The sequence below is a fragment of the Psychrobacter glacincola genome (assembly GCF_904846215.1).
Classification (GTDB): domain Bacteria; phylum Pseudomonadota; class Gammaproteobacteria; order Pseudomonadales; family Moraxellaceae; genus Psychrobacter; species Psychrobacter glacincola.
Window position 1 is genome coordinate 41,747 of the sequence record NZ_CAJGZK010000006.1, and the last position, 17,063, is coordinate 58,809.

A 17,063-nucleotide genomic window follows, 5' to 3' on the forward strand; every position below is an offset into this window, starting at 1 on the left:
AAGGAATAAGTACGATGAGTGATATTATAAACAACCCTGTAACTGGTGCTAATAAAACCACGACTGATGCTAATAATAAGTGGCGGCTATTACTGGGGCTTTGTGCGCTAGTCAGTGTGATTTGTCTATTTTGGCTGGTGAAATCCTTGTCATTAGTCAGTCAGTATTTAGAAAATTTCAACCAATCAGTCGTAGTGCCAGTGATTGTATTTGTACTGGGCGTATTGGGTATCTTATTTTCCTTATACCAGTTATTACAACAGAGGGGTGGCTCAGAGCGTTTACTGATCGAAAAAGAGACATTGCGTCGTCGCCAAGAAGCGGAATCTGAGTCTGAACGTGCACGCCAAATTCAAGAAGAAAACGAACGTAACCAGATTGCTATTTTGCGCCTACTTGATGAGTTGGGCGATTTAGCAGATGGCGATTTGACAGTCAATGCGACGGTATCAGAAGATTTTACTGGTGCAATTGCCGACTCTGTTAACTTCGCCATTGACCAATTACGTCAATTAGTACTGGTTATTAACAGTACCGCTGATCGCGTTTCGCAGTCCTCAGAGCAAACGCAGATGAATGCTGTCGAGCTTGCTGAAGCATCTGAACACCAAGCACAAGAAATCGTTGGTGTATCAGCCGCTATTAATGAGATGACGGTGTCAATTGATCAAGTTTCAAATAACGCTGCAGAATCTGCAACAGTTGCACAGCGTTCGGTTGCCATCTCTTATAATGGAGCAGAAGTTGTACAACGCTCTATTGAAGGTATGAACGTTATCCGTGATCAGATTCAAGAGACATCAAAGCGTATCAAACGCCTTGGTGAGTCTTCGCAAGAAATTGGTGATATCGTTGGTTTGATTAATGATATTGCTGACCAGACCAACGTTTTAGCATTGAATGCGGCAATTCAGGCATCGATGGCAGGTGAGGCAGGGCGAGGCTTTGCAGTCGTTGCTGATGAGGTTCAGCGTCTTGCTGAGCGTTCAGCAAATGCAACCAAGCAGATTGAAACGCTGGTAAAAACCATTCAGGCAGATACCAATGAAGCGGTTATGTCGATGGAATCGACGACTTCTGAGGTCGTGCGTGGTGCGCGTCTGGCAAAAGATGCTGGTGAGGCTCTAGAAGAGGTGCAGTCGGTTTCTAATACACTGGCTGATCTTATTCAAAATATCTCAAATGCTGCTCTGCAACAGGCAGAGTCAGCAGGTCATATCTCTCATACCATGAACATCATTCAAGATATCACCTCTCAAACGTCTTCTGGTACGATGGCGACAGCACGCTCTATTGGTGAGCTTAGTGAAATGGCGGCTGCACTACAAGAGTCGGTCACCGGCTTTAAGGTATCTAATGATGATGAGCAGTTGGATCATGACAGCATGGACCATGAATATATTGATACGGATGATAGATTTTCAACCAGTATGTAATAATTGTCGATAGCATTTATGATTTTTTCTATGGAAATGTTGACCAAATTACTGCTTTAAACAGACATTATAAAATTTGGAGCAGCAACAGTAATAGCAGGTCACATGAATCGTCATATTCAAAAAGACAGTAATAGCATTCATATCATTGAAGCTGCCTCAATAGAAAGCTTCATGCCAGAGAATGCGAAAATGATACGCTATGACCATGACTTTGATGCCAAGCAATGGCAACGCTATATAGAGTGTGAGATTGGTTTTATCTTACCCAGTATCCAACGCAATTGGTTGGAAAACGCGGTCGTTCAGACGGCATTGTCTTATGGATTGACTACTGTTCAGTTATGGCAGCAGTTGCCGCTCAATGATGAGCTGCGCCAGTGTTTGGTCGATAAAGTATTGATTCATGAAAGCCGCTTTTTTCGTCACATGCCTTCTATAGATTTTGTCACAGAATGTGCAGTACAGCATCAGCGCAGTAAGCTTACAACGGATGATGTTAGTGAGCTGTTTCGGATATGGAGTGTGGGCTGCGCGAGTGGACAAGAGACGTGGTCACTGGCAATGAGTTTGGCCGCAAAGCAGTTGAGCAATTATACGATCTTGGGTACTGATGTCAGTCAACAAGTCCTAGCAAAGGCGCGCTTAGGTCAATATGATGATAAACAACACTCATTAATCCCGCCATATTGTCAGCAGTTTGTGCAACCATTACAACCAAAAAACATCGCTGACGACACAGGTTTTGGTCACACTTGTATAAATAAAGACATCGTAAGTAGTAGCTATGCCTACTGGCAGATCACAGCAACGCTAAAATCGCAGGTTCGCTTTGCTTTACACAACATTATGGATGAAAAACCGCCTACCGCGCATTTACAGCAGGTGATTGTTTGTCAAAACGTCCTACTATATTTTCGCAAATTTGATCAACGTGATATTTTGGCTCGATTATCAAATCAATGCGCCTTAGGCGGTTATATTATATTGGCTCCAGGTGAGGCGTTATTTTGGCGTCCTTCAAATATGCGCCGTATTGCGCACCCACAGATCAATGCGTGGCAAAAAATCAGTGCCTAAATTAGCGCCCAAAAGAGTCAGGATGAATCTATGAAAAACCAGCCCAATGACATGGTAACGCTCGAGTGGTTATTGCCATTGTTTAATCAGCAGTTGTCACAGGTAGCTAATGGCTGGCAATTAGAGGCAGTGCACGCTAATGATAAGCAAACGGCACAGTACTATCATGAGATTGCTGGCGCGCTGATCATGATTAATCTGCCTACTCTGGCAAGTTTAGCGAATAAGCTCAGCCTATTGGCAGAAGTTACTGTTTTTGAGGGTCTGGATAATGATAGCTCATATACAAATCTGCCTGCTGAGAGAGCTAGAATAGGGCAGATTGCTCATAGAGTGTTACAGCGTGAGCTGGAACGCTATGTGCGAACCGGTAGATATCATGCTGTTTTAATGAATAAGACCCTGACTGATTTGGCCCAATTCTTATCGCAGTTGGGCATAGCAACAGAGCAGCTTATAGATACGCCGTCATTTGCTATAGGCAGCCATTTGGCTGGTTTATCGGATTATGATGATATTGACATAACTACACCCATGAGTATGGCTGTGTCAGATTTAGATAACCAACAACATCAGCAATTGCTAGTGGTTTGGCGCCAACAGACGCAAGAACTACTGGCTGCCAATATGAATAAACCTGCTATCTTGACTGTGCTGGAAAAGGTTGGTCACTATCTATGGCAAACAGCGCAAGAAGCTGATGTGCAGCGTCTGTGGTATCTGGCTGAGCTGTGGCTACATGATCTTGGGCAAAATGAAATACCGCTACCGAAGTATTATGCAGGGATATTAAGTCAGCTGGATCAGTTGATAGATAGTCCTCAACATCCGCTTGAGCGATCGACAGACGAGATTCAAAGTCTCATCAATCATATTTATATCGAATTGAGCGGTCTTATCAATAATAGTGATAATGCTCAATCTTTATTAAATGGTGGTATGCAGACAGACGCTGAAGTACGTTTCTTACCCCGTATATTGAGTGAGATTGAAACGCTTATTTTTGCGCTTGATAAGCCTCAGACTTTGTTAAAGCCTTTAGCTAGAATAAGTAACCAACTTAAAAATCGTGGTTGGACGTTATTTGCCTCACAAATTGCTTCTATTGCGACTGATATAGAGCATAGCCTCTCATTAGACCAAGATTTTGCTCAAAAACAATGGCAGATTGAACGTCAGCTACAAGAAGTGTATAGCGCTGTCTATACGACAGAGCAAATCATTTCTATCAAAATTGGTGAGGCTGCTTCATTCACTGTTTCTGGTAGCATCGATGATGACTTACAGCCAGAAACCAGCCTATATGTTGGTTCTGATAATGCAGATTTACGCGAGTTGCGTATTGCTGCTGAAGAAATCAAGCAAGGTTTTCATAACTATATACAGCGCCAACAGTTGGAGCTATTACCAGATCAGACAGATTTTACGAGCATGAGCCATGCTTTTAATAGCATGGGACTGCCATTGATTGGTGAAGTAACCGATAAGATAGCCGATATATTTGTACAGATACATACTCATAAAATTGCAATATTGAGCTGGGACGTTACCCAAGCGCTGGCAGAAAGCTTGACCGCTATTGAGCTATTACTGGATTATCTTGCGCAGCAGTTCTTTGATCACGTATTACTAGAAAAAGCAAATGCCTATATTGATAATGCAACCAAGCTACTGGATGCATATATTCATGCGCCTGAAACGATTAACGATACTTTCCTCACGAAAAAAGCAGCAGCCAGCGATGTCATGCGCTATGACGACAGCGGTGAGATTGCACCGGTTACTGAGCCATCTTTTGGTACTGAGACGTTGACTGATTCACTATTAGATAATGAGAACGCTGTAGATACAGAGGACCGCCAAGCGTTATTGAAGATGCGTCAACAGCTTAAGCCGGATAACTTCGATATCGATGAAGACATCCGAGAAATATTCATTGAAGAAGTTGAAGAGATAGTTACTGATTTAGAAGACTTTTTACCAATATGGCAAGAAGACGCGCAAGATTTAACGCCATTAACTGAACTACGTCGTGGTTTCCATACCTTAAAGGGCTCAGGACGTATGGTTGGTGCTAGTAGCATCAGCGAGATGGCATGGTCTATCGAAAACCTGCTCAATTGTTTGTTGAATAAAACCTTACCGGTAACGGATGATGTGGTTACCTTAATAACAGAAACAACCAAACGTCTACCAGCTATGCTAGTCGACTTTGCGGCACAGCAACCACCAAGCTTTGATCCTGCTATCACTCTTCTACAAAGCCATAATTTGATGACTCAGCAACCGCTTAATGCGGGTTTGGTAGCGGTTGCGCCGACATCATCAACAGCTGATATTGAAGAATCTGACTCTGTATCAGATCGTTGTATATCTGAACATGATTTACACTCGCAAGCCATAAGCTCAGTCGCTGAGCCAACAGATACTTTGGGTGCATTGGATGCATTGGCAGCTTTAGAGCTACCTTTAGTATTGCAGCCATTTATCTTAGAGGCAGAGTCGCTAGCCACAGATGCAAACGATGCTGATCCTGATATCAAAGAGATATTTATAGAAGAAGCCAACGAAGTCTTGGACGAAATTGTTCCTTTATATGAGCGCTGGCAGCTTCTACCTACTGATTTGACCGAAATAACAGACATACGCCGTGGCTTTCATACCCTAAAAGGCTCTGGTCGCATGGTCGGTGCTCATTATAGTGCTGAGCTAGCATGGTCTATAGAAAACATGCTAAACCGCATTTTGGATAAGAGTATTATTGCCTCAGCCGATATACAGCAAATTATTGGCGATGTATTGGCTGTGTATCCTGAGTTATTGATGACTTTTGAAAATGAAAGCCATGACTATCCTACTATGGTGCCATTGTGGGTTGCCTGTGCCAACGCTTACAGCAAGCAGTTAGGTAATGAGTTCAGCTACAGTGCGTTATATAGTCAATGGTCACAGCCTCTTGAGCAAGCGACACTGCACGCTGATTTAGATAGGCATATTCAAGAGTCAGATCATGATAAAGCAATTGATCGAACCTTACAGACGATACATTTGATAAATGAAAAGATGGCAGAAGCACCAGTTATTTTGATGCCTCAAAGTCAAGAAGAGCAGGCGTTCTTTAATATCTTTATTGAAGAGGCAGAGGAGTTGTTAGAAGGTGTCAATGATTTTGTAAATCATCATCAAAATGAGCCATATGTCGAGGTCAGTGACGAGATTGTACGCGCATTCCATACCTTGCGAGCGGCTTCTGGCTCTAGTGCGTTGACTGCCATTAGCGACGTGAGTGCAACGATAGAGCAAAGCCTAGAGCTTCTACAGCAGCAGGATATACCGATGAATGCCAGCCACTTAACTGCTCTGGCTCAATCTGTCACGCTTATTGATGGTTATCTCTGTAATTATAAACAACAGGCGTATCAGCAGGATGTGTCGGCAGAGCGAATGCAAAGCGAGCAGGACATTGCATCGTTACAGGCTTTACTTGAAGAGCAAGATGATGATAGTGAGGCAGGTACTGAAAATAAACCAACGATTAATGACTTGTTAAATGGTAATATCGATGAGTTATTAGATGCAGAGTGGCAATTAGATGAAGCGCTTAACAGCACTGATATGGAGCAAATTCAAGCCTATATCGCTGAGCAAATCTTGCAAATTAAATATCTGACTGATAAAGCACAAGCCTTTCCAAAATTCGTCTCTATTCTTGATGCCTTGCAAAATGCTTATCGTTATTTGAGTCAGTATCCTAAAGAAGCGGCAGATATTGATATCCAAGAAATTCTCCTTGCAGGTCATGCGCAGTTAGTCGGTTTATTTGATGCCTTAGCAGGCAGTACGTCATTAAAAATTGATGAGCAGGTACTTGAGCGGTTGCAGAGCATTACGCAAGACAATATTGGGCAAGCTAGTATCGTGCAGGACAATATCGTGCAGGACAATATTGGGCAAGCTAGTATCGCGCAAGACAATATCGTACAAGACAATAATCAAAGTGATAAAAATATAGCCAATGAAGAACAGGCTGCTGTGCAAAGTGTTGCCGCGCCTGAGTTAGAGCTTGAAACCATCGATACTGACATTGAGCTATTAGAAATCTTCTTAGAAGAAGCGCAAGAGCTTGATGATGCGCTGGTCGATAGCTTTAGTAAGTGGCGTGCAGACATCACCCATATCAATACCTTAAAGGTACTCCAACGCCATTTGCATACCATCAAAGGTGGTGCGCTTATGGCAGGTATCCGTAGTATTGGCGACTTGACGCATGAAGCAGAAAGCGTTTATGAGGCGTTTGTAGAATCTAAACGCGAGCCAACTGCGCAGTGGCTTGAGATTATGCAAGTGGTACAAGATACCCTGTCACTGCAGGTAGCACATATTGTACGCTATCAAAAATCGTTTTTTGCGCCTGAGCTGATGGCTCAATTACAACAGTTTTTAAAAGCACAAGTATTGCCAGAAACGGTTCAGCTTATTGTACCTATGCCAAATAACCATGTGGCAGCTGAGCCTCAAATCTTTGCCAATCAAGATGCCCAACATGTAGCAAATGTGGCAGATACGTTAAGTTTAGATAGAATCATCCAGCAATCATGGGCGGATGGGTTACCTGACCCTGATGTTTTAGAGGTGTTCTTAAAAGAAGCAGCGGCGTTCACCAATGGTAATGAGTGTCTACAGTTATTCATAAATGATGTTGATGATATGGTTGCGCTGCAAGCACTACAGCGTGACTTGCATACCTTAAAAGGTGGCGCACGTATGGTCACTGCTACTGGTATTGCTGACCTAGCTCATGAAATGGAATCGGTTTATCAAGACTTTGTTGCTCAGCGCCGCCCTGCGACCAAAAAAGTATTGGAGTTACTGGTTGCTTGTTATGACTGGTTGGCAGACGCTGTGTTTATCCTATCGCAGCAAGTTAATCCACCAACACCTAGTTTGCTGATTGAGGCATTACAGCAATTTAGTGAAAATCCTGATAGCTTAGAGCAGATACCAACAGAAACCCTGCAAACTCAGCGTGAAACGATTTCAATTGCTAAAGAAAAACAACAGGCTACCTATATCCAAAAAGACATCAGTGCCATGCCGCTGATGGCTAACAATACGACTGAGCAAGAACAAAATGCCAATAATAATGAGATGATTCGTATCTCAGGTGGCCTGATTGAGCATATGATTAATCTGTCAGGTGAGTCGGCGATTAACCGTGCTCGTATCGATATGGGTATCAGTAGCTTGACCACCAGTATTGAAGAGATGGGCACTACCGTACAGCGTCTAGCCGATCAGTTGCGCCGTATGGAGATTGAGCTTGAGGCGCAGATTTTATCGCAAATTGATGAAGAACTGGTCAATCATGAAGGCTTTGATCCGCTAGAGATGGATCAGTACTCCTCTTTAAATCAGCTATCAAAATCTTTGACAGAGTCAGCATCGGATTTGGTCGATATTAACCACACCTTGTTAGAGAAAACGCGTGACAGTGAAAGTCTATTGCTCCAGCTATCGCGGACGCAGACTGAACTACAAGATGGCTTGATGAACTCACGCATGGTGCCTTTCACCCGATTAACACCAAGGCTTGAGCGTATCGTGCGCCAAACGGCCAATGAGCTGAACAAGTCGGTTGAGCTAAAAATTATCAATGCTGATGACGAGATGGACAGAACCATCCTAGAACGCATTACCTCACCGCTTGAGCACATGTTACGTAACGCGGTTGATCATGGTATCGAAAATGTGGCAGCAAGGCTTGCAGCAGGTAAAGAGCGCAGCGGTCAAATCACGCTTGAAGTGCTACGTGAAGGAAGTGAGATTGTCATTTTGCTAGATGATGATGGGCAAGGTATTGACGTAGAGGCTGTACGTGAAAAGGCCATCTCTCAAGGTTTGATTGACGCCAACGATAGCAATCTTAGCGACCTTGATATCATGCAATATATCTTTAATGCCGGTCTAAGTACCAGCAAACAGGTCACTCAAATATCAGGGCGCGGCGTCGGTATGGACGTTGTTATCAGTGAGATTCGTCAGCTAGGCGGCGCCGTATCTGTGGTATCAGAGCTTGGCAAAGGTTCGAGCTTTACCATACGTGTACCATTAACAGTTGCTGTGTCTGATGCTTTGGTGGTTCGAGCAGCTGATCGTTACTATGCCATACCTTTGGTGCAGATTGAACGCGTTGTACGCATCAATCCAGAAAAAGTTTATGATTATTATCAATCGGGCGAGGCGACCCTCAATTTTGAAGATACTGATTATTATGTACGTTATTTAAATGAGATTTTGTCCGGTAATAAGCTCAATGAGCTGGTTGTTAATACCAATACCAGCGTGCCGCTCATCATCATCAAAAACCGCAGTGGTCAGAATATGGCCTTACAGGTGGATCAAATAGCGGGCTCACGTATTGAAGTGGTGGTAAAACCTTTGGGGCAACAGTTCTCAAATTTATCCGGTATCTCAGCTGCCACCATTATGGGCGATGGCTCAGTGATGCTCATTCTAGACTTGATAGCCTTGATGCGTAACGCGGCTTTGGTCAAGGACGTCACGCATTCTAAAGTTACTAAACAAAGAAACGTGGAATCTAATACCACGATCTTGGTCGTTGATGATTCAGTCACAGTGAGAAAAGTAACATCACGATTCTTAGAGCGTCAAGGGTTCAATGTTGTGCTTGCTAAAGATGGTATCGATGCGCTTGAGATACTACAAGAGATGACGCCTGACTTAATGCTACTCGACATTGAAATGCCGCGCATGGACGGTTTTGAGGTTGCTACCCAAGTTAGAGATAATGGACGCTTGCAGCATCTGCCTATTATTATGATTACGTCACGTACGGGTGAAAAGCATCGTGAGCGCGCCCTTGAGATTGGGGTAAATGACTATATGGGTAAGCCTTTCCAAGAAAACCAGCTGCTTGATAAAATCCAAAGTTTATTGGATGAAAAGGTCCATCTAACTTATCATGGATAACATACGTGCCTTGGCGCTAAAAGATAAAAGTAAGATTAAAGTGCTGGTGGTGGCAGAAGATCATCAGCAGCGGATGGCTTTTTCTGATACGGTGCATAGCTGTGGTTTTTATCTGGTGGATTGTGTCACACCAACGCAGTTGCAAGATAAGTTTGATGGTTATGAAAGCGCTATCGATATCTGGTTGATAGATAGTGATTACGATGAGCATCTAGCGACCATGACAGCTGCCTCCAATTCTGTAGCGGTGTTGGTCGGGTTTAGTCAAGCGCCTTATCTTAATGAGGCACAGCAGTACGCTAAATGGCAACGTAAACTCAAACGTAAGCTTGCGCAAATGCTGGCCTTACCTACGCTTGTCGATAATTCTATCTATAGGGATGAGGTCAGTGATTGGCACTATGTGGTATTCTTAGGGGCATCTATGGGTGGCCCTAGTGCGGTAAAAGCGTTCTTAGATCACTTATCGCCCACGTTGCCGATAAGTATTTTATTGGCGCATCATTTTAATCAAACCATGATTAGCACTTTGCCACGTATATTAAATCGCCATAATGACTGGCGCTGCCAGATGATTACCTCCTCGCAGCGCCTGCGTACGGGACAATGTCTGATTGCCCCTATCGACAAACAAATTGTCTGTGACTCAACCGGTCGCATCATCTTATTGGATCAGGCTTGGGTAGGGGATTATAAACCTGCTATTGGTCAGATTCTCAAAAATACTAGCGATGTTTATGGCAGTGAGCTAATAAATATTATCTTTTCAGGTATGGGCAACGATGGCACGCAGTATTTGGATTTGATTCAAGATAATGACAGTCAATTATGGGCGCAAGACCCAAGTTTGAGTACTTGTCCCAGTCAGCCACAGGCCATCATTGACTCAGGATATTGTACCTTTATCGGCAGTCCTCAAGCATTGGCAGAAAAGCTGACCGACTATATTGCTGATAGAGCAGCAAACGACACTCCACATTCATTTATTGTGAGCGACTTATGAGACAGATGTTAAAACATTCATTTGAGGCAGTAAGTTTACTGACTACCACTAATGGTATGCTCGATGTGACGATCATTCCAGCGCTTGATCAGCCTGATTGGCTTGTTCCCAGTAGTTTGATTTTGGCTGTAGATGAGTATCGCGAATATGCGTCAATTTATGAGTGGCAACAGCAAAAGATCGCCGTATTCCACATGTTACCGAGTCATCAAACCCCAGACAAGATAGTGGTATTGGAAGGAAATACCTCAGCCCATCGTATTGCTTTACAGACTTTAGGTGAGTTGCGCCAACTACAGGCACGTATCTCTGATGTAAAAGATGTTGAGCTACCTGAGCATTTTATCGAGTCGAATAGCAATATCGCTACGGTTAGTGAACATGTGCAAGAAGAGGTTGTGCTATCCTACCTTTTTCAGACGGTCATGATTGATGATACGCTGTATTTGGTACCGGATTTGGATAAAATTGCGCATCAATTGGTAGATGTAGACGGCTAGTTTGCTCAGTAGGTAGTTGCTGTCTATATCTATATTTAAGCGCTTATTAAGCAATCAGTAGCGACAAAGGTGACACAGTAAAGCTATGAATAATACCCATTCAAACCTGACAAAATGGTCCTTTGCTAGTCGATTTTTTCACTGGATTAGCGCGATTTTATTGCTGATCACATGGACCATGATATTTTTATATGACAATCTTGATAGCAAGCTCTATATTGGTCTACACAAAGCTTTTGGGGTTAGCTTGTTATTTTGGATGATAGCGCGAGTCATTAATCGCCTCTTTAGCAAAGCACCACCAGCAGTAGTGATGCCGAAATGGCAAATGTTACTCTCCCAATTATCGCATTTTGCACTCTATGCTCTGCTGATTGCGATGCCGATAGCAGGACTATTGATGTCTTTGTATGGCGGTCGTCCGGTTGATATATTTGGTATATTTCAGATACCTGTATTTGTGACCCCAGATAGAGGGTTAGCCCGACTCTTCAATGACTGGCATACCGATATCATCTGGCCAATGATTATCGCCTTTACTGTGCTTCATATCGGTGCAGCTTTATATCATCAGTTTGTGAAGAAAGACAATCTTATAGCACGTATTAAGTAATAGGCTATTAATGTCGTCAAAACACGTTAGAATTTATACCAGCAGTGCTGTAGCCTTTTAAAATGTATTAACTATATTTTATACTGACAACATCATAAAATACACCCACAAAAAAGCCCTGAGTATCATACAAAGGGCTTTTTTTGGTGATAAAAAATAGATGTTACTATGTCAATAAATCTACTTTTTATGCTCAGGTAAATTTATATTCATTTCAAGCACGTCTAAGCTGTCCTCAGAACGATGATTGATATTGACATCATCAATCTGCACGCCGTTGACATACTTATTTACCACTTCCAGTATTTCACGTTTCATTTTTTCGATACGGTCTGCGGTCAAGCGATTGCTCAAGCGATTTTCACTTGCGACAATAACTTTTAAGCGCTCAGTGGCCATATTGGCACTGCCTGCGTTGCTATTGTCATCCGTGCCGAATAAGCTGCTCCAAAATCCTTTCTTCTTACTCATTATTAACCCCCAAACCAGCGCTGTAATAAACCCTTTTTCTTCGCATCAATATGACGTAGCGGACGCTCTTCACCTAAGAAGCGAGCGACAATATCATCATAACATTGACCAGCGATAGAGTCGGTATAGTGAATCACGGGCTCACCATGGTTAGAGGCTTCAAGCACAGAGTGGCTTTCAGGAACAACACCAAGTAAGGGCACTTTCAAGATATCATTTGAGATAGTATCAATATCCATCATCTCGTTAGCTGCTGCTCGTTCTGCATTGTAGCGTGTGATAATTAGATGCTCACGTACAGAACCTTGGTTTTCAGCCACCTTTTTCGTCTGGCTCTGTAAGATACCAATGATACGATCTGAGTCACGTACTGATGAGATCTCAGGGTTGGTAACGATGATGGCTTCATCCGCATGATACATGGCGAGCTGCGCGCCGCGTTCGATACCTGCAGGTGAGTCACAAATAATATAATCGAATTGCTTAGAAAGCTCTTCCATAATCTCTGCCACACCTTCGTCTGTTAACGCATCTTTATCACGCGTTTGACTGGCAGGAAGAATATAAAGGTTTTCCAATTGCTTATCTTTAACAAGCGCTTGTGATAGGCGTGCGCTACCATTGATAACATCGACAAAGTCATAAACAATTCGATTTTCGCAGCCCATAATCAAGTCTAGATTACGCAAGCCTACATCAAAATCGATAACAACTGTCTTATAGCCACGTAATGCTAAACCGGCGGCAAAAGAAGCACTGGTCGTGGTTTTACCCACACCGCCTTTACCCGAAGTGATTACAACAATCTTCGCCACAATGGCACACTCCTATAAATTGATGAATTGATGAATTGATGAGATGTTTGTTATATAAAACAGCATATATATCATATATAAAGCATTATATTTGTTGGTTGTCCATACACTGTGTATATACTCTCTGCGAGCGTAAGCCTAGCATAAATCTAGCAGAACTTATAGCAAGTCTCTATTAAAGCATACAAACGGCTGAGATATAAAATTAAGCGATGACCTAACTCATATATACGCGCGCAGGTATGGTAAATAGTGGCAGAGCTAAAAATTCATCATAGCGCAGTTTTGTTAAATAAACTTACTACAATATGAATTAGAAGGGTTTATGACATATTTACTCTTTAAACGTAAAAGTACCTATATAAATAGCTAGGGTTTGAATAAATAACTAGGGTTTAACACCTTTATTAATTTGAGATTCATCGATGATCGTAAATACCAAGCCCTGACCTTCTAAAAATCGTACCTCTACCGACTTATCAATCACATGCTCAGGCAGATTGTCGCGTAAACAATAGGTACCGGCGACTGACACTAGGGAGGGGTTAAAGACTTGGCAAAAAATGCGGGCGTCTTTATCGCCAGTAGCACCTGCAACCAAGCGCCCTTGAGCACGACCATAAACGTGCAAATTGTTATCCGTGATGGCTTCAGCACCACTATTAACACTGTTGGTCAAAATCAAATCGCCACCGACATGATTGAGACTTTGTCCTGAGCGCAGCATTTGATCATAGATAAGACTGGTAATATGCTCAGCACTGATAAGGGTCTCTGCGGTTTCTACAGATGAAGCAGCTTGCATTTCCGCGCTTTTTTGCACCGCTTGATGGGCACTCACGTTATCCGTCTTAGACTCATTATTATCAGTAGCAGCCGTCGTAGAGGCAGGGACTTGGCTTAGCTGCGTGACGGTTTTTTTGTTGGGTAATATGCGCTCAATACGTTTGCCGTCTGCTGGGAATATTGCCAAGCGTAAGTCGCGTGCTTGCGCGTCAAGTAGCCCTGTCACCACGCCGATAGGCTGCAAACCCCAAGACCACAGAAGCTCTACCAATGCTGATAAATCTTGCTCAACATCGCTATCAATCAACACAGGAATATGACTGCTCTTATTGCTCAGCGTGCTTTGTAATTGAGCAGCAATCGCCACAAAGTCATCGGTACTAAACTGCACCCGCGAAAAGGTCAGCATTTTGCCATAAAAAGCTAAAGCAGGCGTGTCAGGCGCCGTGTCAGTATGGTTGTCATGGTCTGCAATGGTCATAATCTACATCCTCAAAAAGTGGTCATAATGCTGTATTCGTGGTGATATTTTTCTTATAAAATCATTATTTTAAAGCTTTAAAGGTTTTATAACTTAAGCAAGTCTTGGTGCTTCCACTGTTGAACTTTTATTTGTGCTTCAAATTCTGTCAGACCATCATCGATAATGCTAGCAATGAGATGGTCTAGTGCCGGATTGTCGGTATCGATTTGAGCAATACCGCTGGCGATAGCGACCATCAACGCATCAAGACGTTCGGCATCAAGCAGACGCTCGTTGAGCGCGTTAACCACGTTTTCGCCAACATTATGACCCACATGTTGTAGTTGTGCTTCAATCAAGCTACCCGCAATAGGTATCATGCGCAGATAGCGACGCAATTCTGGCGTGTTGGCAAGTCCTTCTTGAATTGCATTACCCATTTCACTAGCGATGATAGCGCCGCCACCTGCTGACTCGGTCAGTGCTTGTAGCTTTGGCGTCAGCTCTTTACGCAGTAATGACAGGATGGCGGCTTCAATCTCTTCACGGTTTCGCGCAATGGTAGATTCTATAAAAGATTTTTGTCTCTTAGGGTCTGTAAGCTCTTGGCGAAAGGTCTGAATCGTCGTTAAAATGACACGGTCAGACAACTCTTCCAGTACGACATCGATATAGAAGTTGATTCTATTGATCCATGGCTGCGGTAATACTTGATAGCCCAGCTGATATAGTCGTCGTCCAATAATCACAACGCGAAACAATCGCAGCGCACGCAATTGTGGAAAACAACCTAATACCTCATACCAGTGTACAAAAGGGAAAAAGAACCAACGGTAATAGATGTTTTCTTTGATGGCAATTGCCCAGCGTAATAGCAGCTCTGCAATCAAGAACAAGGTAAAAAAGCCACCCACAGTGCGTAATGAATCATGGATATTACTTTGATACCAGATCAACTGACTAGAAATTCCAAGCCAATTTGCCGCGTCGCTACTAAAAGTACTCATTAAGATGGCATCGGTACTGATTAGCAATAAATCAATACTGATGACTATAATCATCACGATATCATAAGTGAGCTTTAAGCGATTTGGCTTAGGACGGTTTGGTCTTACAGGCGGCGTCTCTGGTAACCCTGTTGGTCGTTCGGACCCTACTGAGGACTGATTGAGCGTGGACGTTGACTCTATAGGCGGGCGAGTAGTGGAAGAGGCGGGCACAGTCAGTCCTTATAAATAATAAATGGCAGCAGTCATGATTGGTGTTACGCCAATCACGACCAAATCGACAAAGCGTTATAATGGTCATTCACATTATCAATGAATAATGCCAAAAAACAAGCCATCAACCATTATAATTTGGTATTTTGCCATTTATCTTTTTTCAAAGAATCCTGTCATTTTAATTGCTCGGATTGTCAGCATTAGGATTGGTTTCAAACTTAGCCAACATAGTGCTGATACGCTGATCTTTTTGTTGCCATATGTGCTCTACCCAATCAAACATTTGTGCTTTGATCGCCTCATTGTTCTCATAACCACCAGCTTTAACACCGGCAAATAAATCATCAGGTATCTCTATATAACGCACATCAACGCCTAAGCGTTTGATATTACCTTTCCACAAATCCCCATAAGTTGGTACCCCATCAGGATAGACAATTGTCATATCTAAGATACCGTCGATGTCTTCACCTAAGGCGCTGATTGCTAGCAACAATCCGCCAGCTCGTGGTTTTAACAAATGGACGTAAGGCGAGTTCTGCTTATCATGCTTATCTTTCGTAAAGCGCGTGCCTTCTAAATAGTTCAACAACGTAAAAGGTTTGTCTTTTAACAATGCACAAGCACGCTTCGCTTCCTTAATATCTTTACCTTTTAAAGCAGGATTTTTAGCAACCGCTTTTTTAGAGTGACGACGCATCATCGGGAAATCTAAAAAGTAAAAAGCCTGACCAACAATTGGGATGTAAATCAGCTCAAATTTTGTAAAAAATCGCGTGAGGGGTAAGCGTTTTTCGCTAATGTACTGCACAATACTGGTATCAACCCAAGATTGATGGTTACTGACCAGCAGATATTTGCCATGCATATGAACGTCATCAGGTAGAGTAATGCGCCAGTCTTTACGTGGTAAGAGATTGTTTATTAAGGTATTGTTACTGCTAATCCAGTGATTGGTAATTTTAATCACCGTTTGATCTGCAATGGGCGCGCCAGTGATAATTTTGCCCATACCCATCAACCACAAGGGAATACTACCACCGAAGCTATTGGCAGCAATGACACCCGTTGCCGTTGCTAGCGAAACCGCTTTGCCCAACTTTGGGGCGCGTTGATGGAGTTTTTGCATGGTGGCGTTCAGGCGCATGCCCCATTCCTCTCTGTTAATTTTATAAGTATATCAATAGTATGTTTTAAGTATTGCTAACATTACATAGCCACAAAGGCTTATCTTGCAAATAATAAAAACGACGTGCTAAGTTGGTTTTTTACTTATTATGATTTTTTGATAATATAGCTATAGTCACTTAGTCTACAGACATCGCTAATGCTAATAGCTGACGATAGCCCTTCATAAATAAAGCTTTGATAAGTAAAGAGTCCTCTATGTAGCGTTATTTCTTTTCTGCTCTTTAGCACTGACTGTCAATAAAATAGCATTTGAGTGATGGGATACTTAGTCTGGTTCTTGTAATGTTGCTGAGTGATTTTATCAGAAAAGAGTAGAGTGTACGGCTGTAAACATGACTTGCGATAGCAAATTATGAATTTAATAAAGTGGTATTTATCAACACTTATGCACTTCTCATACATAGATGTGACAAAATATTACACAGAATGAGCATGAGATTGCCATAATGTTTTTAGTGTTTATGAATACCCAAACAATATGGTTAATGGCTG

10 protein-coding genes and 1 pseudogene are annotated in these 17,063 nt (G+C 42.6%); 6 read left to right on the top strand and 5 right to left on the bottom strand.

Going from position 1 to position 17,063, the window contains the following annotated elements; genetic code table 11:
• Positions 1-347: 347 nt before the first annotated feature.
• The 6 genes and pseudogenes from JMW90_RS05125 to JMW90_RS05150 all read left to right on the top strand — a co-directional run.
• Positions 348-1,352, top strand: a pseudogene (locus tag JMW90_RS05125) (methyl-accepting chemotaxis protein); the annotation flags it as partial.
• A 189-nt stretch (positions 1,353-1,541) separates the two neighbouring features.
• Entirely contained in the window at positions 1,542-2,516 is a 975-nt protein-coding gene (locus JMW90_RS05130; protein WP_201561993.1) for a CheR family methyltransferase, read from the top strand.
• Positions 2,517-2,546: 30 nt separating this feature from the next.
• Positions 2,547-9,506, top strand: coding sequence for an Hpt domain-containing protein (locus JMW90_RS05135; protein WP_201561994.1), 6,960 nt, complete (start codon positions 2,547-2,549; stop codon positions 9,504-9,506).
• The gene (locus JMW90_RS05140) at positions 9,499-10,509 is read left to right on the top strand and encodes a chemotaxis protein CheB (RefSeq protein WP_201561995.1); all 1,011 of its coding nucleotides are present in this window, start codon (positions 9,499-9,501) and stop codon (positions 10,507-10,509) included. Before JMW90_RS05135 ends, JMW90_RS05140 begins: the two co-directional genes overlap by 8 nt.
• Positions 10,506-11,009 carry a hypothetical protein gene (locus JMW90_RS05145; RefSeq protein ID WP_201561996.1) on the top strand — a complete coding sequence of 168 codons (504 nt, stop codon included), beginning with the start codon at positions 10,506-10,508 and terminating at the stop codon, positions 11,007-11,009. The genes JMW90_RS05140 and JMW90_RS05145 overlap by 4 nt, the downstream gene beginning before the upstream one ends.
• Positions 11,010-11,094: 85 nt before the next feature.
• Positions 11,095-11,622, top strand: coding sequence for a cytochrome b (locus JMW90_RS05150; RefSeq protein WP_201561997.1), 528 nt, complete (start codon positions 11,095-11,097; stop codon positions 11,620-11,622).
• Positions 11,623-11,802: 180 nt separating this feature from the next.
• Here JMW90_RS05150 and minE read toward each other — a convergent pair whose 3' ends face one another.
• From minE to JMW90_RS05175, 5 genes are all read right to left on the bottom strand, one after another.
• Positions 11,803-12,093 carry a cell division topological specificity factor MinE gene (gene minE, locus JMW90_RS05155; protein ID WP_201561998.1) on the bottom strand — a complete coding sequence of 97 codons (291 nt, stop codon included), beginning with the start codon at positions 12,091-12,093 and terminating at the stop codon, positions 11,803-11,805.
• Positions 12,094-12,095: 2 nt separating this feature from the next.
• Positions 12,096-12,908 carry a septum site-determining protein MinD gene (gene minD, locus JMW90_RS05160; RefSeq protein WP_201561999.1) on the bottom strand — a complete coding sequence of 271 codons (813 nt, stop codon included), beginning with the start codon at positions 12,906-12,908 and terminating at the stop codon, positions 12,096-12,098.
• A 388-nt stretch (positions 12,909-13,296) separates the two neighbouring features.
• A complete protein-coding gene (gene minC / locus JMW90_RS05165) occupies positions 13,297-14,175 on the bottom strand; it encodes a septum site-determining protein MinC (protein WP_201562000.1) in 879 nt (292 codons plus the stop codon).
• Positions 14,176-14,261: 86 nt separating this feature from the next.
• Positions 14,262-15,377 (bottom strand): hypothetical protein, encoded by a 1,116-nt coding sequence (locus JMW90_RS05170; protein ID WP_201562001.1) that lies wholly within the window; start codon positions 15,375-15,377, stop codon positions 14,262-14,264.
• A gap of 181 nt (positions 15,378-15,558) precedes the next feature.
• On the bottom strand, positions 15,559-16,527 hold the full coding sequence (locus JMW90_RS05175; protein WP_201562002.1) for an acyltransferase: 969 nt from the start codon (positions 16,525-16,527) through the stop codon (positions 15,559-15,561).
• Positions 16,528-17,063 lie beyond the last annotated feature (536 nt).